The following is a 21086-nucleotide window of genomic DNA, read 5'->3' on the forward strand; positions in this document are numbered from 1 at the left end:
TACCCTGATCGAGCTGATGGTAGCCCTGGCACTTACCGCCGTGCTCGGCATCATGCTCGCCGCCCTGGTCAACGGCTGGCTCAAGGTTCGCGAACGCCTGCAGGTCACCAACCAGGAAACCTCGGTATTGGATTTCTGCCTGGCCCTGGAGCGTCGCTTCGACAGCCCGGTAATGCGCCGTGTCTACGACCAGCGCCTGCCCTTGGCCAGCCGCTGGCTGGACTGGCAACCGGCAAGCAACCAGTTGCTCTGGGTCGCCATCACCGGCATGCCGGAAGCCGAAGGCGGCTCGCGCCTGCAGCGCCAGCGCCTGCGCTTCGAGGCGCGTGAGCAGCGCCTGCTGCTGGAAAGCTCGGCCGATCTCTATGCCGCCGCCGCCCCACGCTGGGTCCAGCGCGAGCGGCTCGACCGGGTCAGCGCCATGGATGTTCTTTATTACCAGGGCGGCCGCTGGCTGGCCTGGCCTTCCGACCAACCTGCGCACCCCGGCCGTGGCGTGCGTCTGGAACTGCAGCGTGACGGAGCACCCTATGTCTGCACTTTCGCCCTCCCGTGGGGGCGCTCATGAAGTTTGAATGGCGGCGGCGCAGCCCGGCCCAGTCGTGGCTGTTGCTGCGACCGGGCGTTGTCTGGCACTGGGCGCTGGCCGAGGGCGGCCTTGTGCAACGCCATGGGCAGGGCGAGCCCCCGGCGAACCTGCAAGCCCGTGTGGCGTTGATCCTGCCTGCCGAGACCTGCAGCTACTTCCGCGTGCCGGCACCGCCGGGGCTCAAGCGTGAAGAATGGCCGCTGTTGCTCGAAGACCGCTTGCTGCAGGCAGTCGACGAGGTGACATGCGCCTGCCTGGCCCGCGAGCCCGGCCATCTTCGGTTACTGGTAGTGGCTCGTCAGCAACTGGAGGACTGGCGCGGGCAGTGCGCCGAATGGGGCTTGCAGGTGGCACGTTGCTGGGCAGAACTACAGCTGCTGCCGCCCCCCGAGGCGGGACATGCCTGGCAATGGCAGCGCACACCCGGCATGTATTTGTACAAAGGGCTGGCCGAAGACAGGCAGGAGCACTGGCTGGCCTGGCCGGATGCACTGGGCGAGGTGCCACGGCAGCCGTGGGCGGAGCTGCAAAAGGTTTCGCTGAGCGGAGACTGGCCCAGTACGCTGGCACCGCTCGATTTATTGCCAGGCCTGTTCGAGCGTACCCGCAAGGTGCGTTCGCTGCCGGTGGTTTCCCGGCCACAGCAACGGCTGCTCGCGGCCTGCCTGGTACTGGCTGCCGTCTGGGGCGGGCTGTGGTTGAACAAGCAGTGGGCCCAGGCGCAACTCTGGCGCAGCCAGGTCATCGCCGTGACCGGTGAGCAGGCCAGCCCCCGGCACGCCGCGCAGGCCCTCAAGCGCCTGCGCGAAAGTGAACTACAACAGCAACTGCGTACACGACAGCTTGAAGACTTGCAGGCGGCGCTGCAGACATGGCTGCGTGACCATCCCGGCTGGCACTTGCAAGCGGTACGTTTCGACGGCCAGCGTTGGCACCTGCGGCTGGAGGGTGACGGCAGTACGCCGCCATGGAGCGACATGGCGACAGCTGCCGGGGCCTCCGTTCAGGTGCAGGACGGCCAAGTGATGTTCGACCTGGGAGCCGCCTCATGAACCGGAACTGGATACAGCGTCACCGTTTGAAGTTCGCCTGGCTACTGATTGCTGTTTTGCTGGCTTTCCTGGCCCTGCGCGCAGGCCTTGCGCAATGGCTCGAGCTCAGCCAGTGGCGCGGGCTGGCCGAACAGGCCGCCAGCCTTCAAGGCGGCCCGGGGGTGAGCCTGGAGCGGCTACGCCAGTCGGCCCAGGCGCGGCAGATCGAACTGGCCGAGGTCGATGCGCAGGGCAAGACCTGGCAACTGCGTGGGCAGGTGGCCGACGAGCGAGTGCTGCAAGGCTGGTTGCAGACCCTGCGTGCAGAAGGCGTACAGCCATTGCAGTGGGGGCTGGAACAGCATGAAAAGAGATTGCGCTTCGACCTGGTGGTGCGGCCATGAGCCGAAGAAGTGTGGCGTGGGTGCTGTTGGTATTCACCGTGACATTGCTGGTGGAACTGCCGGCCAGCTGGGTGGTGCGCGGGATAGGCCTGCCAGCGCGTGAGGTCAGCGGCAGCCTGTGGCAAGGCCAGGCGCAGCAACTGGGGCCGGTCGGGCCATTGCGTTGGGTGGTGCAGCCCTGGCGCATGCAGGCGAACGCGCAGCTCGGCTTCCAGGGCCAGGCCTGGCAGTTGCGCGCCGAAGGCTGGCCATGGCGTTGGCGGCTGGAGGCGACGGCCATGGGGGCCCAGGCGACGGTGACGACGGATTTCCGCTTGGCCGGCCAGTGGCAAGGCGCGTTGCGGGTGCAGGGAGCAGGGCGGCAATGCCGTGCCAGCGAAGGCCGCATCGCGGTAACCGACCTTGCCTTGAGCGAGCCCTGGTCACTGGGCCTGGGGCAGGGCTGGCTGGAAATGGACTGCCGCAGCGGCTGGCACCTGCGCGGGCAGTTGGCGCAGCCGGGGCAGCATCTGTTGGCCGTGGATGCTGACCTGCCAGCGCGACGGGCGCAAGTGGTGGTGGAGTTGCAGCCAGAAGCGGCGCTGACGCCTTTGCTGCGTGGCGTGCAGTGGCTTGGGCCGCAGGCGCTGGCAGGGCAGCGGGATTTGCGCTGGTAGACAGGTGTTATCGCCGGCAAGCTGGCTCGGCTCCTACAACTTATCCAATCGACTCCGACCCGTCCTTTGTAGGAGCAGCCTTGTGCTGCGAAGAGGCCGGTACGAGCAATAATCAGGCTTTGTCAGTACCAACCTCTTCGCAGCACAAGGCTGCTCCTACAAAAACTCACTGAACCAATGAGTTCCATGAGAGCGGGTTTACCCGCGAACACGGGCGAAGCCCGTGCCCTCCAGCGCGGCGCCTGCCTCAGTTTTTCTTGCCCTGCACACTCGAAGCCCACTGCTCACTGCGATTGTGCCCACTGGTCCTCAACAACCCCAGGTCCAGTGCATTTTCCCCATCCGCCGCACCCTTGCCCTTGGCCAGCTCGGCCACCGCCGTGCCCAGGTCCACCGGTGAGTTGGACGCATCGATCGACACATCCCGGCGATAGTCGTTACCGCTCAGTGTTTCCCGGCTAACCGAGTTGGCGTCGAGTACCACATCGCCTTTGGCCGACTGCATGCGTGCCCCCACCAGGTGAGCGTTGCCACCAACCTGCAGGTCGATGCCGTCGCTACCTTTGAGCGTGGCCTGCTGGCCTACGCTGTCGCGCTGCGCGTGCGACACGTCGAGGCTGAAGGTGGGCGAGAGCCCCGGGTCTGCCTTGCTCAGGGCGGAGCCAGCTTTTTCATTCACCTTGCTCCCCAGTGGCCCTGCCACCGAAGTGGCCGCGTTGACGTAGCCCCGCGGGTTTTTCTCCTGGCTCAGGCGGGCATCACCTTTCACGCTCAGGGTATCGACGCTGTCCTTGCGGCTGGCGATACGCAGGTCGCCATCGATCATTCCCTTGATATGCCCAGCTTCCACGGTGGTGCCTTCGAGGCGGGTATCGCCGCGGCTTTGCAAGTCGATGCGCTCGGCGCGCAGGTCGCTGGCATTCCAGGTGAGGTTGTCGCGCTTGTCGAGCTCCACTTTGACGCGGCCATGCAGGCCGCGAGTATCGAGCGCGCCCTTGGCCATGTCGAAGCCGGCCCCGGCGGTGATGTCGAGGTTGTCACGTCGCTCCTGGCTGGATGACGCTTCCACCAGCATGCCCCCATTCGATGCGTCGAGGGTTATTTGTTCGGCCGAAGCCTGCAGGCCCTCAAGGTGCAGGGCGACATTCTCGCGGGCGCTGCTGCCCAGGGTCACTGTGCCGTTGCTTGCGAACAGGGCATTCACCGCCTGGCGTGCCTCTTCATCCTGCTTGCCGTGGCTGAAGTGGCCTCCGATGGCACCGCCCTTGGTGTCGCCAGCCTTGACCGCCAGCTCCACGCCGCCGCCCATCTTGGCGCCGGTAGCGTTCTGGGTATCGCTGGCCGCCTTGACCTGCAGCCGGCCGCCGCTTTGCAGTTGAATGTCGCCGGTCTTGGCCTCACGGCTGCCAATGCGGGTGCCTTCGAGCAACAGGTCGCCGCCACTGCTCAGATGTACCTGGCCCTTGGCGTCGATCTGCGCCACCTGGGCCTTGCGCTGTGTGCTCTGGCTCTGGCCGTGGTCGAGGTAGCCCCGGCCATCGACGCCGGTGCTGCCCGGGCGGTTGCCGACCTTGGCCCAGGCATTGCCGTCGAGCTGGCGTGACTGCTGTTCGACCTGGTCGGTTGCCTGGGGCAATGTCAGCGAACCGGCACTGCTCATGACCACGCTGCCTTCACCGCCATCGATGCGCGTCCCTTCATAATGGCCTGAGCTGCCCAGTTGCACCTGGATGCCCTGTTGCCCATACAGGCTGCCGGGTACGGCGCTGCTGGTGCTGTCCTTTTTGTCCAGCGAGCCGCCTTTGCCGGCAGCGCGTACATTCAGGTCTTCGCCGGTGCTGGTGTCCAGGCGAACATCGCCGCCGTAGGCCAGGCGTTGCACGGTATTTTCCTGGGTGTTCTCGGCCGCCTGCATCTGGTGTTGTCGGGCCTCGATCTGCAGCTTGCCGGCGTTGGCGCGCCAGGCGGTGCCCTGGTCGGTGATGTTGTCGGCCTTGACTTCGACCTTGGCCCCGGACAACTCGCTCACCTGGGCAAAGCCGCGGCGCTGGTTTTCCAGGCGCTTGATGTGCTCCACGGTCATGTCGGCGCCAACGCTGGGTGGCGCCATGGCGTCTTCGGGGGAGGCTTGCTGGAAGCGTGCGGCTTCTTCGCCCAGCACCAGGCGTTCGATGGGGCGGGTAAGGTCGCGATACTCGACACTGGCGCCGAGGCTGCCCGACCAGTCGTCACGGCTTTGTTCACGTTCCTCGATATCCTGCACCGCGCGGTTGTCGATGCGTTTGGCCGTTACCTGCAGAGTGTTGCCAGCCTTGACGCGTGCGGCCTCGGTGACCAGTTCATCGCCTTTGAGCTTCAGGTCGCCGCTGGCCTGCAATGTGCTGCGTTGCGCCTTGCTGTCGCGTTCAGTCTGCACCTGGCGGTTGTGATGGCCTTCGAACAAGCTGCCCAGCCGGTCGATGCCGCCGGTCACCGTCAAGCCGCCGCCACTCTGGGTGGTGCTGGTGGTGGTGTCGTGGTCATTGCGGGTTGCCCCCAGGGTCACCTTTTGGGCCTGCACATCGAGGTCGCCTGCGGCGGCTTTCACCGTGGAACCGTTGACTTGCAGGTGGGCCCTGCTGCCAAGGCTCACCGAGGCGCCCTCGAGCTCACTGGCGACCTGGCTGGTGGTGCGCTGCCTGCTGCTGGTGGTGGCAACGTCATAGGCAATGCCGGCCGAATACTGGCGGGACTCGGGCTTGCCATCCTCGGCCTCCTGGGTCTGCTTGGCGCTGGCAGTGAACCCACGTTGCTGGTTACGGGTTTCGCGCTCGTCAACCGCTTGCGCGCTGGTAATCAGCAGGTCGCCCTTGGCCTCTACCTGCAGGTGCTCGCCCGCTACGACCTTGGCGCCCTGGATGCGCATTTCCTCGGCGCTGGCCAGGCGCAAATTGGTGGCCGAGCTGACGTCGCTGGTAAGCACCTGTTGCGTACGCTCGGTGTTCTCGCGGTCGCTGCCAATCAGGCCGAACAGCTTGCTGTCGCTGGTACGGTCGGTAGAGGTGGTTCGACCATGGTCGGCTTCGATGGCCAGTGCACCTTTTGTGCTGTAGAGCACCGAGTCCTCCTTGCCGAACACGGTACTGCCCTTGATGGCTACCTGGTCAGCTGTCACGGTAAGCTTGCCATCCGCCGTGACACTGCTGCCGGCAACGGCCTGGCCTTCGCTGTCGTTACCCTTGCGGTCGCCAAAGAAGGTGCCGGATACCAGGTCGCCGCGATAGTCGCGCCGGGTACCGCGCTGCTGCAGGGCGGTGGTAGCGATGTTTGCCTCCTTGGCTTCGATCGCCATGTCGCCGCGGCTGTGCAGGCTGCTCCCCTTCACATCGACAGTATTCTTGGCCTTGAGCGTCATACGCTGGGCCTGGAGCGCACTGCCTTGTGCGGTTTCCTTGTACTGTTCGGTATCACTGTCACCGCGCCACAAGTCCTTGCGGTGGCGAACCTGCTCTTCGGTGTGTTGGCTGTCGATGCCCGCAGCGATGGCCAGGTTGGCGCCGCTGTCGAGGGTCAGCTCATTGCCAGCATCCACCTTGGCAGCCACCAGGCGCATGTCGTCAGCGGATTGCAGCAGCACGCTGTCCTTGCCTTGCAAGCGGCTGCCCTGTTGCTGCTGCTGGGTGGTGGTAGTTTCGCGGTTGTAGGTTTCGCGGGTGACGAACAGGAACTTCTTGTTCCAGCTGTCGCTGTCGCGCTCGATGTTCTCGCGGGTTGTGGCATCCAGCGTGAGCTTCTTGCCCGCCTTGGCCTCGATTCGCCGAGCCTGCCCATCGACGGTTTCGAGTGTCAGGTCATCGGCAGCGGTCAGCCGCAGATCGCCCTGTTCGCTGTGCAGTTCGACGGGGCTGTCGGCCTTGCCGCTGACCTGCAGGGCGCCGGCCGACTGGATGTCGACCCCGTCGATGCCAAGCAGCTGCGATGCCCCCACACGCACACCAGCACCTTCTGCGGTGCTCACCACGCGAATGCGCCCGGCGCGCATGGCACCGAACAGGCTGGCATCGATGCTGGAAGGGGTGCCGGGCAGGTGCTCGACAATTTCGCCGCTGCTGCTGTCGATACGGTTGCGACCCACTGTGATATCGATGGAGTTGCGCGCCATCAGCAGCCCTTTGCTGTCCACGCGCGGGGCAATCAGCTCGAGGGCGCCGTTGGGGTTTCGCTGGCCGCCCTCGAGCACTTGCAGGGTACCGCTGGCGTTCAGCGTGTCGAGATACTTCAGTTGCTGGCCCTCGAACTCGGGGGTACCCACCACGAAGCCGGCGCGCGTGGTGTTGATGAAACTGCCGCCGTTGAGGGTGATGCCATTGGGGTTGGCCAGGATGTAGTCGGCTGGGCGGCCAAAGATTTCCTGTGGCCCTTCGATCAGCGAGGCGTTGCGGCTGACCACCTCGTTGAGGATGGTCGAGGCGGCCTGGCCCTGAAATTGCGGGTTGGCCGCCAGGGCACCGGCCAGTTCCGACTGCCCGGCCTGGGTGGCATTGTTCAGCACCAGCCCTGAACGGTCGACGTTGTAGTCGAGGAACTGGTTGTGTGACAGCCCGTTGGCGTTTGGCGCGACAATATCGATGACCGGGACGCCGTGGCCGTCGTTTATGACCGGTGTACCGCCGGGGCCGCTGGTTGCTGCCAGGCCGCCCTGGGCCAGTGCGGCGCCGGGCCCGAGCAGGCCGAGGAAGATGGCCCAGCGCAAGATATCCGGGCGGGAATACGGTGACTGCGAGAGTGTTTGCATGTTCTCGTTCTCTTTGTTGTGGGTGATTCAGATGGTCAGGGCCAGTTCCACTACCCAGAAGCCGGGTTCCAGCAGCGGGCGGGGCAGGTCGCTGGCGTACAGTGCCCGTTGGTAGCCCAGGCGCAGGTGGCTGCCGGGCAGGCTCAGTTCGGCACCGGCAGTGGCCCCGGCGAGGCGTTGTGAAGGCTTGCCTTCGGCAGTGCGGGTCCAGCCCAGGTCCAGGCCGATGTAGGGGCGTACCTGCAGGGGAGCCGTCCAGCGCTCCGGCAGCGGCTGACTGACGGTGTTGCGCCAGACGGCGCTGCTGGCACCTGAGTAGGTACGCAGGCGAAACCCGCGCACGGCCGAATCGTCGCTGGCCAGCAACTGCTCGACGGCGGGTAGCGGGTCACTGCTGTACTGCAGAGCCAGTTCGCTCTGCCAGCGCCATGGGTGGCTGGCCGGGCCTTGGCGCAGGTGCAGCAGGTTGGCTCGGTACTTGCGAAAATCCGGGCGCAGGCGTTCCGCTCCCAGCGGTGAGCGGTCGGCGCCGAAGGCATCGATGCCCTGGGCGACACCGAGGTAGCCATTCCACAGGCCGCCCTGGAGCCACAGCAGGTTGATACCCGCTTCCAAGGAGACCAGGGTGGGGCTCTGCTGGACGATCACCGCGCCCGCGCTGCGGTTGACCATCTGCTTGCGGTCCAGCCGGGCGCTGGCGCTGAGCATGCCTTGCTGGTTGCGCCACAGCACCCGCTCGACGCTCAGGCCCTGGTAGCTGCTGCTGCCGTCGGCTACCTGGCGGCTGTGGGGGAGCGGCGTCTCGTAGCGCAGCTCGCTGGCGCTGAGCGCGAAGGTCCAGGCGCCGTAGGGGATGCTGTAGTACAGCGAGATGCCTTGGCTTTGCCCGGGCGCATCGAGCACCGTGCCGTTCAGTGACAGGCGCAGGTCATCATTGAGGCCCAGCGGGCTGTCCAGGCCGAAGCCGAGGTTCAGGCGATGACGCCCGGTCAGGTCGCTGCCGCGGTTGTCGAAGCGGCTGTCCAGGTGCCCGCGCGAGGCCACCTTGCGCGGCTGCACGACAACCCGGGTGCCGCCCTGCAGTTCGCCGGGCAGCAACTCTGCGGACAGGTCATAAGCGCGCAGCCGGTTGAGCTGGTCGAGGCCTTGCTCCAGGGCTGGCAGGAACAGTGGCTGCCCGAGCAGGCCGGGAAAGGCGCCGGGGAGCGACAGGGGCAACTCGGGGCCGGCCATTTCGATGGACTCGACGAACCCCTCGACGATGACCAGGTTCAGCGGTGCGCCGTCTTGTGGAGGTTGCTGCAGGTAGGGCCGGCTGGTCGGGTATCCGGCTTGCACATAGCGCTGGGTGATGGCTTTCAGCAGCCCGTTGATTTCCGCGATGCCCATGCACGGGGTAATGAACCTGCGGAGGGTTGGCGTTAGCGCCGAGTCGGAAAGCTCGCGGTTGCCGGCCACGCGTACGCCGGTGATGGCCCAGCAGTGTTGGTCGTGGGGGAGGGGGGCGGTGGCGTCGTGGCTTTCGGCAGGGGCGGGCTGGCGCTGCCAGCGTTCCAGCCGCTGTTGCTGTTCCAGCTGTCGCAGCCCGCGCTGCTGATCGCGCAGTTGCTGGCTGGCCGGGTCGTCGGCCAACGCCTGTGGTGCGGCCAGCAAACCTGACAGGCAGCAGGTGAGCGCCCAGCAGGTGGCGCGATGAATGTGGAACGGCATTGAAGCACCCCGCAAATGATGTACGGATTTCGTACTCGTCTGCGTGGATGCTAAAAATTAAGGGGTTCGCCTGGATGCAGTACCCGGCCTAAGCGCTTGTAGGGCGCGTTCTTGCCTGATAGTGGGAAGCTTCCTACAGCATCAGTTGAAAGGCCCGCTATCAGGGCCGAATTTCGATCAACGTGCCATCCCGCACCAGGTCCCACACTTCCTGCATGTCGCGGTTACGCATGGCAATACACCCATCCGTCCAGTCCAGGGTGTGGAAGTACCACTCCGGATACTCGTCGTTGATCGGCGTGCCATGGATCATGATCATGCTGCCGGCACTCACCCCTTCACGAGTGGCACGGGCCGCGTCGTTGATGTTCGGGTAGTTGATGTGTATGGCCAGGTTGAAACGGTCGCTTTGCTTGCGCCAGTCCAGCCAGTAAAGGCCCTCGGGGGTTTTCTTGTCGCCTTCGCGCTCCTTGGCGCCTTTTGGCTGCTTGCCCAGCGAGATGCGGTAGGTCTTCAGCGGTTCGCCACGGCTGATCAGTTGCAGACGGCGCTCGGACTTGATCACCAGCACCTTGTCGATCAGCGGTTGCATGGCCTGCTGCGAAGGCGACGGGGTTTGCACTGCCGGCTGGGGCTTGCGGATGATGGTCTCGGTGAAGGCCGCCTGGGACACCGAGGTAACGCAAAGGCAGAAAAGGGCAAGCAACCAGCGCATGTAACGGTATCCCTGAAGGCTTCTAGGTGGTGGGCGAGACGTTCATCGGCGGCAGGTATTCATGGCCTATGGGGTAGTGCTGCCTGATGCGATCGCGATAGTAGCATTCTAGTGTGCGAGTGACGGTGCGGAAAGCCAGCTCGCCCCACGGAATCTCATGTTCCTCGAACAGCCGCACCTCCAGGCTTTCGACACCGACAGCGAAATCAAGGTCCGCAAGCTCGGCGCGGAAGAACACGTGCACCTGGTTGATGTGTGGCAGGTCGAACAGCTGGTACAGGCTCATGCTGCCGACCCGGGCGCAGGCCTCCTCGACGGTTTCGCGACGGGCGGCCTGGTCCAGGGTTTCGCCGTTTTCCATGAAACCGGCGGGCAGGGTCCAGAAGCCGCGGCGTGGCTCGATGGCGCGCCGGCACAGCAGCACCTGGCTGCCCCAGGTCGGCAACACGCCGGCGATGATGTTGGGGTTCTGGTAGTGGATGGTCTGGCAAACCTCGCAGACATACCGCAGGCGGCTGTCGCCCTCGGGGATCCGCTGAGTGACCGGCTGGCCGCACGCGCTGCAGAATTTCATGTGTAGTTCCTTTTGCTCCGGGCTATCTTGGCGCGCCGGCCGTGCCGTCGCAAGCGCACGGGGCTTGGGTGCTTCGCGCCTTTGGTGCATCATGCAAGGCAGGCCTTGGATATGAGCGTGCGCAATGCTGGACGAGCTACTTCGCCGAATGAGCAACCACCAACCCGCATCACTGGAAACCGACCGGCGGTTCCCCGAAGCGGCGGTCCTCTTGCCCATTACCCGCAGCGAAGCGCCCGAGCTGGTCCTGACCCTGCGCGCCAAGGGCCTGTCCACCCACGGCGGCGAAGTGGCTTTTCCCGGTGGCCGCCGCGACCCGGAAGACCCGGACCTGGTGTTCACCGCGCTACGTGAAGCCGAAGAAGAAATTGGCCTGCCACCAGGCCTGGTGGAAGTGATCGGCCCGCTCAGCCCGCTGATTTCGCTGCACGGCCTGAAAGTGACGCCATTCGTCGGGCTCATCCCCGATTTTGTCGAATACCGTGCCAATGATGCCGAGATCGCGGCAGTATTCACCGTGCCGCTGGAATTCTTCCGCCAGGACCCGCGCGACCATACCCATCGTATCGATTACCAGGGGCGCAGCTGGTATGTGCCCAGCTATCGCTATGGCGAATACAAGATCTGGGGGTTGTCGGCGATCATGATCGTCGAACTGGTCAACCTGCTGTTCGATGCCGGCATCAGCCTGCACCAGCCCCCGGAGCGTTACATCGAAAACTGAGCGGGGCCAACCCCGTCGTCTGCGTTGCAGCCTGAGGAGCAAGCATGAAATACCGCCTGGGCGACCTGCGGGTCGAGAGCCACCCCACCAGTTGGGCCGCACCCAACGCCACGCTGATTGGCAAGGTGCGCCTGCAGGCCGATGCCAGCGTGTGGTTTGGCGCGGTGCTGCGCGGGGACAACGAGCTGATCGACATTGGCGAAGGCAGCAACGTGCAGGATGGCACGGTGATGCACACTGACATGGGCTCGCCGCTGACCCTGGGCAAGGGCGTGACCGTTGGCCACAACGCCATGCTGCATGGTTGCACGGTGGGCGACTACAGCCTGGTCGGTATCAACGCGGTCATCCTCAATGGCGCGCGTATCGGCAAGCATTGCATCATTGGCGCCAATGCGCTGATTGCAGAAGGCAAGGAGATCCCCGACGGTTCGCTGGTGATGGGTTCGCCGGGCAAGGTGGTGCGCGAGCTGACCGAACAGCAGAAACGCATGCTTGAAGCCAGTGCCGCGCATTACGTGCACAATGCCCAGCGTTATGCACGGGAGTTGGTGGTTGATGATGAGTGATGTAGTGGAGCGGCCGGTGGCCTCGCCGTGCGTGAGCATCTGTGCACTGGACGAGCAGGATATCTGCACCGGTTGCCAGCGAAGCGTGGCGGAAATCAGCCGCTGGGGGCGGATGGACAACGACGAGCGCCGGGCTGTGCTCAAGCGTTGCCATGAAAGGGCCGTGGAGGCTGGCCTCATCCTGTAGGCTGACGCGCCCCCCTGTAGGAGCAGCCTTGTGCTGCGAAGAGGCCAGCAAGGCAAAAGGTGTTCGTTTGTAGTTATGGCCTCTTCGCTCGCCCGCCCCTGTGGGAGCGGGTTTACCCGCGAACCAGCCAGCGGTAATCTGTGCCGCTTGCCCACAGACTACCCGCCATGTTCTATCTGATTGCCTACATCAGCAGCGTAGTGCTGATCAACTACGCCTTCTCCAGTGCGCCGCACCTGGACATCATCTGGTCCGCCTGGGGCGGCCTGGTGTTCATCCTGCGCGACATGGTGCAAACCCGCTTCGGCCATGGCGCCCTGGTCGCCATGCTGGCGGCGCTGGTGCTGTCCTACGTCACCTCGGAACCGGCCATCGCCCTGGCCAGCGCCACCGCCTTCTTCATTTCCGAACTGATCGACTGGCTGGTGTTCAGCATCACCCGCCGACCGCTGCGCGACCGCCTGTGGCTGAGCTCGGCGCTGAGCATCCCGGTCGACACCTTCATCTTCTTCGGCATGATCGGTGCCCTGACCCCAGCCGTGATCGGCACCGCCATGGCCTCGAAATTCGCCGGTGTCACCGCCGTGTGGCTGGCCATGGCATTTCGCGCCCGGCGGGCCGCCGTGGCGGGTTGATGGTGTAGAATAGCGGTCCTTTTTCAGCGGGCGGCGCCAAGCCTGGTGCGGCCCCGGACGCCTTCGAGGACCTGAAATGACCCGTATCGGAACCCCCTTGTCGCCCACTGCGACCCGTGTACTGCTCTGCGGCTGTGGCGAGCTGGGCAAGGAAGTGGTGATCGAGCTGCAGCGCCTGGGCGTCGAAGTGATCGCCGTCGACCGCTACGCCAATGCCCCGGCGATGCAGGTGGCGCACCGCAGCCACGTGGTCAACATGCTCGATGGCGTGGCCCTGCGCGCGGTGATCGAGGCCGAGAAGCCGCACTACATCGTCCCTGAAATCGAGGCCATCGCCACCGCCACCTTGGTCGAGCTGGAAAACGAAGGTTTCAACGTGGTGCCGACCGCCCGCGCCACCCAGCTCACCATGAACCGTGAAGGCATCCGCCGCCTGGCCGCCGAAGAGCTGGACCTGCCGACCTCGCCGTACCACTTCGCCGACACCTACGAAGACTACGCCAAGGCCGTGGCCGATGTCGGCTACCCGTGCGTGGTCAAGCCGGTGATGAGCTCGTCGGGCAAGGGCCAGAGCCTGCTGCGCAGCGATGCCGACCTGCAGAAGTCGTGGGCCTACGCCCAGGAAGGCGGCCGCGCCGGCAAAGGCCGGGTCATCGTCGAGGGCTTCATCGACTTCGAATACGAAATCACCCTGCTGACCGTGCGCCACGTCGGTGGCACCACCTTCCTCGAGCCAGTCGGCCACCGCCAGGAGAAGGGTGACTACCAGGAATCGTGGCAGCCGCAGGCCATGAGCCCGAAGGCGCTGGCCGAGTCGCAGCGGGTGGCCAAGGCGGTCACCGATGCCCTGGGCGGTCGTGGCCTGTTTGGCGTGGAACTGTTCGTGAAGGGCGACCAGGTGTGGTTCAGCGAAGTCTCGCCGCGCCCGCATGACACCGGCCTGGTGACCCTGATTTCCCAGGACCTGTCGCAGTTTGCCCTGCATGCCCGCGCCATTCTTGGCCTGCCAATTCCGGTTGTGCGCCAGTTCGGCCCTTCGGCTTCGGCGGTGATCTTGCCCGAGGGGCAGTCGCAGCAGACCAGCTTTGCCAACCTGGGTGCGGCGCTGAGCGAGCCGGATACCGCCATTCGCCTGTTCGGCAAGCCGGAAATCAACGGTACCCGCCGCATGGGCGTGTGCCTGGCGCGTGACGAATCGGTCGAAGCGGCGCGTACCAAGGCGACCCGTGCTTCGCAGGCGGTCAAGGTCGAGTTCTGATCCGATTGGGGCTGCGTTGCAGCCCATTCGCAGCACAAGGCTGCTCCTACAAGGGCAACGCATCCCACTGTAGGAGCAGCCTTGTGCTGCGAATGGGGCGCAGGGCGCCCCCAACTGTTCAAAGTTCGGTATTGCGGGTCTCTTTGAGGCACAGCACGGCAATCAAGCTGATCACCGCCGCCACCGAAACATAACCCCCCACCCAGCTCAACCCACCCATGCTCACCAGCTTCTGGGCAAAGAACGGTGCCGCCGAGGCGCCGACGATGCCGCCCAGGTTATAGGCCGCCGAAGCGCCGGTATAACGCACGTGGGTCGGGAACAGTTCAGGCAGCAGTGCCCCCATCGGCGCAAAGGTCACGCCCATCAGGAACAGTTCGATGGCCAGGAACAGCGCCACGCCTGCGGTCGACCCCGAAGTCAGCAGCGGCTCCATGGTAAAGCCCGAGGCCACCGCCAGCAGGCCGCCGACGATCAGCACTGGTTTGCGCCCGTAGCGGTCGCTGAGCCAGGCCGACAGTGGTGTGGCCAGGGCCATGAACACCACCGCGAAGCACAGCAGGCCAAGGAACGTCTCGCGGCTGTAGCCCAGCGTGGTCACGCCATAGCTCAGCGAGAACACCGTGGAGATGTAGAACAGCGCGTAGCACACCACCATCGCCGCTGCGCCCAGCAGGGTCGGCAGCCAGTATCTGGAAAACAGGTCGACCACCGGCATTTTCACCCGCTCGTGGCGGGCGACGGCCTTGGCGAACACCGGGCTTTCTTCCAGCTTCAGGCGCACATACAGGCCTACCAGTACCAGCGCGGCGCTGAGCAGGAACGGAATGCGCCAGCCCCACTCGCGGAACTGCTCGTCGCTGAGCACCAGGGCCAGGGTCAGGAACAGACCGTTGGCGGCCAAAAAGCCGATCGACGGGCCCAGCTGCGGGAACATGCCGAACCAGGCGCGCTTGCCTTCGGGCGCGTTCTCGGTGGCCAGCAAGGCCGCGCCACCCCATTCGCCACCCAGGCCCAGGCCTTGGCCAAAGCGCAGCAGGCAGAGGATGATCGGCGCCCAGACACCAATGCTGTCGTAGCCCGGCAGCACGCCGATGGCCGTGGTGGACACGCCCATCAGCAGCAGCGAGGCGACCAGGGTCGACTTGCGGCCGATACGGTCGCCAAAGTGGCCGAACAGTGCCGAACCCAGCGGGCGCGCCAGGAAGGCGATACCGAAGGTGAGGAAGGCCGCCAGCATCTGCGCGGTGCCTGACCCGGACGGGAAGAACACCGGGCCGATCACCAGGGCGGCGGCAGTGGCGTAGACGTAGAAATCGTAGAACTCGATGGCGGTGCCGATGAAGCTGGCGGTGGCTACCCGCGCGGGCGAGTTGACCGGCGCGGCAGGCGCTTCGGCATAGGTGCTGCTGGTTGTCATTGAATAGGTCCCTGACAGTCTGGTCCGGCTCCATTGGGATAAGCCCCGCGGTGTGCAATGCAAAAGGGCAGGCACGGTGGCGCGGGCGCCGGAGCGTTTTGTTGTTGTGTGCGCCCGACTGACGATAGCCCAAGGGGGATAGGGGCGGGGGCGGGCACTGTTCGGGGTGTTGAAGCAGGACCGCGGGGCGTGTCAGTGGAGCGGACTGGCCGTGGAGCGCCGGGTGCGGGTAGCAGGCGGGACGGCGGGGCTGGGTAAGCGTGACCCGAGTATAGCTATCGGGTCACGGTCCACACCAGTACCTTGCTGGCACAATTGTCCTCTGTTTCGAGGATTTCCAGGCGATAGCGGCCGATCTTCAGGCAAACGGCGCTTTCCGGGATGCTTTCCAGCGCTTCGGTGACCAGCCCGTTGAGGGTTTTCGGCCCGCCGTCGCAGGGCAGGTGCCAGCCCAGGCTGCGGTTGATCTCGCGCAGCGAAGCAGTGCCGTCGATGACGAAAGTGCCATCGGGCTGCGGGTGCACGTGGGGGTTGTCCAGGCTGTGTTCATCCTCGAACTCGCCAACGATCTCTTCGAGGATGTCTTCCAGGGTGACGATGCCCAGCACTTCGCCGTACTCGTCCACCACCACGCCCAGGCGGCGCTGCTGCTTGTGGAAGTTCAGCAACTGCATTTGCAAGGGGGTGCTCTCGGGCACGAAATAGGGCTCGTAGCAGGCTCCGAGCAACATCTCCAGAGTCAGTTCGGCCTTGGGCAGCAGGTGGCTGATCAGCTTGGTATTGAGGATTGCTTCAACCTGGTTGATGTCGCTGTGGTACACCGGCAGGCGGGTGTGGCGGCTGACGATCAGTTGCTCGATGATGCGCTCGATCGGCTCGTCGAGGCTGATGCCGTCCACTTCGTTGCGCGGTACCAGGATGTCGTTGACGGTCATCTTGTCCAGTGACTGCAGGCCGTCGAGCAGGCCGTGGCGCGGTGCTTCGTGTTCCTCATCCTCGTCGAACTCGTCGGCTTCCTGCGGGTGCAGGGCCACGGCCGTGGGTTGTACACGGAACGGACGCAGGATCAGCTTGGCAATGCCATCCAGCAGGCAGGCCAGCGGTTGCAGCAGGGCGAGGGGGACTTTCAGCAGGCTGGTGCCGAGGCTGACGAACGCTTGCGGGTTGCGCCGGGCCAGGCGCCGCGGCAGGTATTCGGCAAACACCAGCAGGACGAGGGTGGCGGCCAACCCGGCCAGCCAGAAGCCGTGCTCGCCGCTATGGCGCTGGCCAACCAGGCAGGCCAGGCCCAGCACCAGCAGCTTGCCCAGGCTGGCGCACAGCACCAAGGCCTGGGTCGGCAGCACGGGCTGGCCGTCGTCGCCGACACGCAGCGTGCCATTGAGTTGCAGGCGGGCGGCGTCCACCGCGGTGAACAGCGCCGACCACAACAGGGCCAGTGCCAGGGTGCCGAATAGCGGTGCGTACGGCAGGGTATCCATGGGCGGCCGTCAGATATGCAGGATGAATTCGCGAACCAGCTTGCTGCCGAAATAGGCCAGCATCAGCAGGCAGAAACCGGCCAGCGTCCAGCGGATGGCCTTGTGGCCACGCCAGCCCAGGCGGGTGCGGCCCCACAGCAGCACGCTGAACACCACCCAGGCGATACAGGCCAGCAGGGTCTTGTGTACCAGGTGCTGGGCGAACAGGTTGTCGAGGAACAGCCAGCCGGAGATCAGCGACAGCGACAGCAGGCACCAGCCAGCCCAGAGGAAGCCGAACAGCAGGCTTTCCATGGTTTGCAGCGGCGGGAAGTTGCGGATCAGCCCGGACGGGTGCTTGTTCTTCAGTTGGCGGTCTTGCAGCAGCAACAGCAGGGCCTGGAACACCGCAATGGTGAACAGCCCATAGGCCAGGATCGACAGCAGGATATGCGCGAGGATGCCCGGCTCTTCGTTGACCAGCGGCACCGTGCCGGGGGGCGCGAACTGGGCCAGCAGCGCGGTCACCGCGCCCAGCGGGAACAGCAGCACCAGCAGGTTTTCCACGGGTATGCGCAAGCAGGCCAGCAGGGTCAGGGCGATGACGGCCACGGCGATCAGGCTGGCGGCACTGAAGAAGTCCAGGCTCAGGCCCAGCGGGGTGATCAGCTGGAAGAACAGCGCACCGGCCTGGGCGAGTACCGCGAAGGCACCCAGCAGGGCAAGCAGGCGCTTGTCGGCCTTGCGGTTCTGGGCAAGGTAAGAGCCCTGGTAGATGGCCGCTGCTATATATAGGCCGGCGGCGATCAGGTTGGGGATGAGGCTGGGTGAGGAGAACATAAGTCCTGGTTGGCGAGCCTTAAAGAGACGGAGTTTGGCATAGATCGCGCTGGTCTAGGAAGACTGGCAGACTGCGGTGCGGCATTCGCGGGCGCGCCCGCTCCCACAGGGATCGCGCCGCTCTTCAGGATGATGATGTTCCTGTGGGAGCAGGTTCACCCGCGAAGAGGCCGGCACAGCCACCGAATATCTACCCGGCCGCCAGCAAGGTGTGCGCCGCCGCCGCACTTCGCTATAATCGCCGCCTTGCTGTGCCCGGCGGGTATGCATTCCCCCCTGGGCGCCTGACAAACCTCGGCTTTTACTGGGCCTGAAAGGATCACCATGTTCGAAAACCTGACCGACCGCCTGTCACAGACGCTGCGCCATGTCACCGGCAAGGCCAAGCTGACCGAAGACAACATCAAGGACACGCTGCGCGAAGTGCGCATGGCCCTGCTCGAGGCCGACGTTGCCCTGCCGGTGGTCAAGGATTTCGTCAACAGCGTCAAGGACCGTGCAGTCGGCACCGAAGTGTCGCGCAGCCTGACCCCGGGCCAGGCGTTCGTGAAGATCGTCCAGGCCGAGCTGGAAAGCCTGATGGGCGCGGCCAACGAAGACCTCGCACTGAACGCCGCTCCGCCAGCCGTGGTGTTGATGGCCGGCCTGCAGGGTGCCGGTAAGACCACCACCGCCGGCAAGCTGGCGCGCTTCCTCAAGGAGCGCAAGAAAAAGAGCGTGATGGTAGTGTCCGCCGACGTCTACCGCCCGGCGGCGATCAAGCAGCTGGAAACCCTGGCCAACGACATCGGCGTAACCTTCTTCCCGTCCGACATCAGCCAGAAGCCGGTGGCCATCGCTGAAGCGGCCATCCGCGAAGCCAAGCTGAAGTTCATCGACGTGGTCATCGTCGACACCGCCGGCCGTCTGCACATCGACGCCGACATGATGGACGAGATCAAGGCGCTGCATGCCGCGGTCAAGCCGATCGAGACCCTGTTCGTGGTCGACGCCATGACCGGCCAGGACGCGGCCAACACCGCCAAGGCCTTTGGCGAGGCGCTGCCGCTGACCGGCGTGGTGCTGACCAAGGTCGACGGTGACGCCCGTGGCGGTGCCGCGCTGTCGGTGCGTGCCATCACCGGCAAGCCGATCAAGTTCATCGGTATGGGCGAGAAGACCGAAGCCCTCGAACCGTTCCACCCCGACCGCGTCGCCTCGCGCATCCTCGGCATGGGTGACGTGCTCAGCCTGATCGAGCAGGCCGAGCAGAACATCGACAAGGCCAAGGCCGACAAGCTGGCCAAGAAGCTGAAGAAGGGCAAGGGCTTCGATCTCGAAGACTTCCGTGACCAGCTGCAGCAGATGAAGAACATGGGCGGCCTCGGCGGCCTGATGGACAAGCTACCGAGCATCGGCGGGGTCAACCTGTCGCAGATGGGCAACGCCCAGGGCGCCGCCGAGAAGCAGTTCAAGCAGATGGAAGCGATCATCAACTCCATGACCCCGGCCGAGCGCCGTGATCCGGAGCTGATCAGCGGCTCGCGCAAGCGCCGCATTGCCATCGGTTCCGGCACCCAGGTGCAGGACGTCGGCCGCCTGATCAAGCAGCACAAGCAAATGCAGAAGATGATGAAGAAATTCTCCGCCAAGGGCGGCATGGCCAAGATGATGCGCGGCCTTGGCGGGATGCTGCCGGGCGGCGGCATGCCGAAGCTGTAACCCCTATTCCGGGGGCCTGCCGTTTGTCCGGCAGGCGTCCAGAACCCCCGCCGTGGCGGGGCAATGGCCGCGGATTTCGCGGCTCAACCGGCAGATCTGGACGGCAGGGCAGGGCCTTGCCGAAAAAGTCATTTGCAAATGTCCGTGTATTCCCCGAGAATATGCGGCCTTTTGGGCACCCGTGTGCCTATTTGGCATTCAGATTTGCAGTACCAGCTGCTGTATCAACTGCAGCACCGACTATAGGAACGATGTTCACATGGTAACCATTCGTCTGGCCCGTGGCGGCTCGAAAAAGCGCCCATTCTACCACCTGACCGTGACCAACTCGCGTAACGCCCGTGACGGCCGTTTCGTTGAGCGCGTAGGTTTCTTCAACCCGATCGCTGCTGGCGCCGAAGTCAAGCTGTCGGTCAACCAAGAGCGCGTCAACTACTGGCTGAGCCAGGGTGCACAGCCGTCTGAGCGCGTTGCTCAGCTGCTGAAGGACGCTGCCAAGGCTGCTGCCTGAGTAGTATGAACGCGACGCCAGAAAAGGCTGACGACCTCATCGTCGTTGGCAAGATTTTTTCGGTTCACGGCGTTCGCGGCGAGGTGAAGGTGTATTCCTTTACCGATCCGATTGAAAACCTGTTGGATTATCCGCGCTGGACGCTTCGGCACGAAGGCAAGGTAAAGCAGGTCGAGCTGGTCAACGGTCGTGGCTCCCAGAAGGGCCTGGTCGTGAAGCTGAAAGGCCTCGATGATCGCGATGAAGCCCGTCTTCTGAGCGGTTACGAAATCTGCATTCCGCGGAGCCTTCTGCCCAACCTGGCTGCTGACGAGTACTACTGGTACCAGTTGGTCGGCCTGAAGGTCATCAACCAGGACGAACAACTGTTCGGCAAGGTCGATCACCTGTTGGAGACCGGTGCGAACGATGTAATGGTGGTCAAGCCCTGCGCAGGCAGCCTGGATGATCGCGAGCGTCTGTTGCCCTATACGGCGCAATGCGTGCTCGACGTCGACCTGGAAGCAGGCGTGATGCGGGTTGAATGGGACGCGGACTTCTAAACGATGGGTAACCTTCGCGTAGACGTCATAACGTTGTTCCCCGAGATGTTCTCGGCCATCACGGAGTACGGCATTACCAGCCGCGCGGTGAAACAGGGGTTGCTTCAGGTGACTTGCTGGAACCCGCGGGACTACACCACAGATCGTCACCACACGGTGGATGATCGGCCGTTTGGCGGTGGTCCGGGCATGGTGATGAAAATCAAGCCTCTGGAAGACGCCCTGGTTAGCGCCAGGCAAGCGACCGGAGCAGCGGCGAAGGTGATCTACCTTTCGCCACAAGGCCGCAAGCTGACTCAGCAGGCGGTCAAAGGCCTGGCCGAACAGGAATCGTTGATCCTGATCGCCGGTCGTTATGAAGGCATCGACGAGCGCTTTATCGAGGCTCATGTCGATGAGGAGTGGTCGATTGGCGACTATGTGCTTTCCGGTGGCGAGCTGCCGGCCATGGTACTGATCGATGCGGTTACACGGCTGCTGCCCGGAGCTTTAGGGCATGTGGACTCGGCGGAAGAAGATTCCTTCACCGACGGTCTGCTCGATTGCCCGCACTACACCCGACCTGAGGTGTATGCGGATCAGCGTGTTCCCGACGTGTTGCTAAGTGGCAACCATGCACACATCCGGCGTTGGAGAATGAAGCAGTCCCTTGGTAGGACCTTCGAACGACGCGCCGATCTTCTGGAAAGTCGCTCGCTTTCTGGAGAAGAGAAGAAGCTGCTCGAGGAATATCTCCGCGAGCGGGACGATAGTTAAACGTATCGATGGTGGATCACGTATCCATCT

20 protein-coding genes are annotated in these 21086 nt (G+C 64.5%); 13 read left to right on the forward strand and 7 right to left on the reverse strand.

Annotated elements, in window-relative coordinates; all coding sequences use genetic code 11:
• The first annotated feature begins 16 nt into the window (after positions 1 to 16).
• The 4 genes from ACK56M_RS05920 to ACK56M_RS05935 are packed head-to-tail and all read left to right on the forward strand — an operon-like array spanning position 17 to position 2680.
• Positions 17 to 568, forward strand: a complete 552-nt coding sequence (locus tag ACK56M_RS05920) for a type II secretion pathway protein XcpW (protein WP_411959298.1) — start codon at positions 17 to 19, stop codon at positions 566 to 568.
• Entirely contained in the window at positions 565 to 1641 is a 1077-nt protein-coding gene (gene gspL, locus ACK56M_RS05925; protein WP_100412962.1) for a type II secretion system protein GspL, read from the forward strand. The genes ACK56M_RS05920 and gspL overlap by 4 nt, the downstream gene beginning before the upstream one ends.
• Complete coding sequence (gene gspM, locus ACK56M_RS05930) at positions 1638 to 2024, forward strand: type II secretion system protein GspM (protein ID WP_100412963.1); 387 nt, start codon at positions 1638 to 1640, stop codon at positions 2022 to 2024. The genes gspL and gspM overlap by 4 nt, the downstream gene beginning before the upstream one ends.
• Positions 2021 to 2680 (forward strand): general secretion pathway protein GspN, encoded by a 660-nt coding sequence (locus ACK56M_RS05935; RefSeq protein WP_100412964.1) that lies wholly within the window; start codon positions 2021 to 2023, stop codon positions 2678 to 2680. Before gspM ends, ACK56M_RS05935 begins: the two co-directional genes overlap by 4 nt.
• 247 nt (positions 2681 to 2927) lie before the next feature.
• Here the strand turns inward: ACK56M_RS05935 and ACK56M_RS05940 are convergent, their stop codons facing one another.
• The 4 genes from ACK56M_RS05940 to ACK56M_RS05955 form a co-directional block, all read right to left on the reverse strand.
• On the reverse strand, positions 2928 to 7454 hold the full coding sequence (locus ACK56M_RS05940) for a hemagglutinin repeat-containing protein (RefSeq protein ID WP_411959299.1): 4527 nt from the start codon (positions 7452 to 7454) through the stop codon (positions 2928 to 2930).
• Positions 7455 to 7481: 27 nt separating this feature from the next.
• On the reverse strand, positions 7482 to 9164 hold the full coding sequence (locus ACK56M_RS05945) for a ShlB/FhaC/HecB family hemolysin secretion/activation protein (RefSeq protein WP_102083394.1): 1683 nt from the start codon (positions 9162 to 9164) through the stop codon (positions 7482 to 7484).
• A 160-nt stretch (positions 9165 to 9324) separates the two neighbouring features.
• A complete protein-coding gene (locus ACK56M_RS05950) occupies positions 9325 to 9879 on the reverse strand; it encodes a L,D-transpeptidase family protein (protein WP_013971179.1) in 555 nt (184 codons plus the stop codon).
• A gap of 22 nt (positions 9880 to 9901) precedes the next feature.
• A complete protein-coding gene (locus ACK56M_RS05955; RefSeq protein ID WP_054573203.1) occupies positions 9902 to 10453 on the reverse strand; it encodes an NUDIX hydrolase in 552 nt (183 codons plus the stop codon).
• A 124-nt stretch (positions 10454 to 10577) separates the two neighbouring features.
• Here ACK56M_RS05955 and ACK56M_RS05960 point away from each other — a divergent pair, with 124 nt between their 5' ends.
• The 5 genes from ACK56M_RS05960 to purT all read left to right on the forward strand — a co-directional run bounded on the left by ACK56M_RS05960 (position 10578) and on the right by purT (position 13826).
• The gene (locus ACK56M_RS05960) at positions 10578 to 11177 is read left to right on the forward strand and encodes a CoA pyrophosphatase (protein WP_003252125.1); all 600 of its coding nucleotides are present in this window, start codon (positions 10578 to 10580) and stop codon (positions 11175 to 11177) included.
• Between the two features lie 44 nt (positions 11178 to 11221).
• Positions 11222 to 11746, forward strand: a complete 525-nt coding sequence (locus ACK56M_RS05965; protein WP_015269134.1) for a gamma carbonic anhydrase family protein — start codon at positions 11222 to 11224, stop codon at positions 11744 to 11746.
• Complete coding sequence (locus ACK56M_RS05970; RefSeq protein WP_043935378.1) at positions 11736 to 11933, forward strand: DUF1289 domain-containing protein; 198 nt, start codon at positions 11736 to 11738, stop codon at positions 11931 to 11933. The genes ACK56M_RS05965 and ACK56M_RS05970 overlap by 11 nt, the downstream gene beginning before the upstream one ends.
• Positions 11934 to 12100: 167 nt before the next feature.
• Entirely contained in the window at positions 12101 to 12568 is a 468-nt protein-coding gene (locus ACK56M_RS05975; RefSeq protein ID WP_003252131.1) for a VUT family protein, read from the forward strand.
• 76 nt (positions 12569 to 12644) lie between these two features.
• Complete coding sequence (purT, locus tag ACK56M_RS05980) at positions 12645 to 13826, forward strand: formate-dependent phosphoribosylglycinamide formyltransferase (RefSeq protein WP_139657446.1); 1182 nt, start codon at positions 12645 to 12647, stop codon at positions 13824 to 13826.
• Between the two features lie 118 nt (positions 13827 to 13944).
• Here the strand turns inward: purT and ACK56M_RS05985 are convergent, their stop codons facing one another.
• The 3 genes from ACK56M_RS05985 to ACK56M_RS05995 form a co-directional block, all read right to left on the reverse strand.
• Positions 13945 to 15246 (reverse strand): MFS transporter, encoded by a 1302-nt coding sequence (locus tag ACK56M_RS05985; RefSeq protein ID WP_025337910.1) that lies wholly within the window; start codon positions 15244 to 15246, stop codon positions 13945 to 13947.
• A 275-nt stretch (positions 15247 to 15521) separates the two neighbouring features.
• On the reverse strand, positions 15522 to 16727 hold the full coding sequence (locus tag ACK56M_RS05990; protein ID WP_411959300.1) for a transporter associated domain-containing protein: 1206 nt from the start codon (positions 16725 to 16727) through the stop codon (positions 15522 to 15524).
• Positions 16728 to 16736: 9 nt separating this feature from the next.
• Entirely contained in the window at positions 16737 to 17546 is an 810-nt protein-coding gene (locus ACK56M_RS05995; protein ID WP_013971188.1) for an inner membrane protein YpjD, read from the reverse strand.
• A gap of 324 nt (positions 17547 to 17870) precedes the next feature.
• Between ACK56M_RS05995 and ffh the strand changes: the two genes are divergently transcribed.
• The 4 genes from ffh to trmD all read left to right on the forward strand — a co-directional run bounded on the left by ffh (position 17871) and on the right by trmD (position 21056).
• Entirely contained in the window at positions 17871 to 19247 is a 1377-nt protein-coding gene (gene ffh, locus ACK56M_RS06000) for a signal recognition particle protein (protein ID WP_013971189.1), read from the forward strand.
• Between the two features lie 259 nt (positions 19248 to 19506).
• Complete coding sequence (rpsP, locus tag ACK56M_RS06005; RefSeq protein ID WP_003259424.1) at positions 19507 to 19758, forward strand: 30S ribosomal protein S16; 252 nt, start codon at positions 19507 to 19509, stop codon at positions 19756 to 19758.
• 5 nt (positions 19759 to 19763) lie between these two features.
• Positions 19764 to 20300, forward strand: coding sequence for a ribosome maturation factor RimM (gene rimM, locus ACK56M_RS06010; protein ID WP_013971190.1), 537 nt, complete (start codon positions 19764 to 19766; stop codon positions 20298 to 20300).
• Between the two features lie 3 nt (positions 20301 to 20303).
• The gene (gene trmD, locus ACK56M_RS06015; RefSeq protein WP_003252146.1) at positions 20304 to 21056 is read left to right on the forward strand and encodes a tRNA (guanosine(37)-N1)-methyltransferase TrmD; all 753 of its coding nucleotides are present in this window, start codon (positions 20304 to 20306) and stop codon (positions 21054 to 21056) included.
• Positions 21057 to 21086 lie beyond the last annotated feature (30 nt).

The organism is Pseudomonas sp. s4 (genome assembly GCF_046764235.1).
Lineage (GTDB): Bacteria > Pseudomonadota > Gammaproteobacteria > Pseudomonadales > Pseudomonadaceae > Aquipseudomonas > Aquipseudomonas asiatica.

Bases quoted from the DNA above. Each gene is read 5' to 3' on its own strand.
- ACK56M_RS05920 (WP_411959298.1), top strand. From the start codon at position 17: ATGGTAGCCCTGGCACTTACCGCCGTGCTCGGCATCATGCTCGCCGCC.
- gspL (WP_100412962.1), top strand. From the start codon at position 565: ATGAAGTTTGAATGGCGGCGGCGCAGCCCGGCCCAGTCGTGGCTGTTG.
- gspM (WP_100412963.1), top strand. From the start codon at position 1,638: ATGAACCGGAACTGGATACAGCGTCACCGTTTGAAGTTCGCCTGGCTA.
- ACK56M_RS05935 (WP_100412964.1), top strand. From the start codon at position 2,021: ATGAGCCGAAGAAGTGTGGCGTGGGTGCTGTTGGTATTCACCGTGACA.
- ACK56M_RS05940 (WP_411959299.1), bottom strand. From the start codon at position 7,454: ATGCAAACACTCTCGCAGTCACCGTATTCCCGCCCGGATATCTTGCGC.
- ACK56M_RS05945 (WP_102083394.1), bottom strand. From the start codon at position 9,164: ATGCCGTTCCACATTCATCGCGCCACCTGCTGGGCGCTCACCTGCTGC.
- ACK56M_RS05950 (WP_013971179.1), bottom strand. From the start codon at position 9,879: ATGCGCTGGTTGCTTGCCCTTTTCTGCCTTTGCGTTACCTCGGTGTCC.
- ACK56M_RS05955 (WP_054573203.1), bottom strand. From the start codon at position 10,453: ATGAAATTCTGCAGCGCGTGCGGCCAGCCGGTCACTCAGCGGATCCCC.
- ACK56M_RS05960 (WP_003252125.1), top strand. From the start codon at position 10,578: ATGCTGGACGAGCTACTTCGCCGAATGAGCAACCACCAACCCGCATCA.
- ACK56M_RS05965 (WP_015269134.1), top strand. From the start codon at position 11,222: ATGAAATACCGCCTGGGCGACCTGCGGGTCGAGAGCCACCCCACCAGT.
- ACK56M_RS05970 (WP_043935378.1), top strand. From the start codon at position 11,736: ATGATGAGTGATGTAGTGGAGCGGCCGGTGGCCTCGCCGTGCGTGAGC.
- ACK56M_RS05975 (WP_003252131.1), top strand. From the start codon at position 12,101: ATGTTCTATCTGATTGCCTACATCAGCAGCGTAGTGCTGATCAACTAC.
- purT (WP_139657446.1), top strand. From the start codon at position 12,645: ATGACCCGTATCGGAACCCCCTTGTCGCCCACTGCGACCCGTGTACTG.
- ACK56M_RS05985 (WP_025337910.1), bottom strand. From the start codon at position 15,246: ATGACAACCAGCAGCACCTATGCCGAAGCGCCTGCCGCGCCGGTCAAC.
- ACK56M_RS05990 (WP_411959300.1), bottom strand. From the start codon at position 16,727: ATGGATACCCTGCCGTACGCACCGCTATTCGGCACCCTGGCACTGGCC.
- ACK56M_RS05995 (WP_013971188.1), bottom strand. From the start codon at position 17,546: ATGTTCTCCTCACCCAGCCTCATCCCCAACCTGATCGCCGCCGGCCTA.
- ffh (WP_013971189.1), top strand. From the start codon at position 17,871: ATGTTCGAAAACCTGACCGACCGCCTGTCACAGACGCTGCGCCATGTC.
- rpsP (WP_003259424.1), top strand. From the start codon at position 19,507: ATGGTAACCATTCGTCTGGCCCGTGGCGGCTCGAAAAAGCGCCCATTC.
- rimM (WP_013971190.1), top strand. From the start codon at position 19,764: ATGAACGCGACGCCAGAAAAGGCTGACGACCTCATCGTCGTTGGCAAG.
- trmD (WP_003252146.1), top strand. From the start codon at position 20,304: ATGGGTAACCTTCGCGTAGACGTCATAACGTTGTTCCCCGAGATGTTC.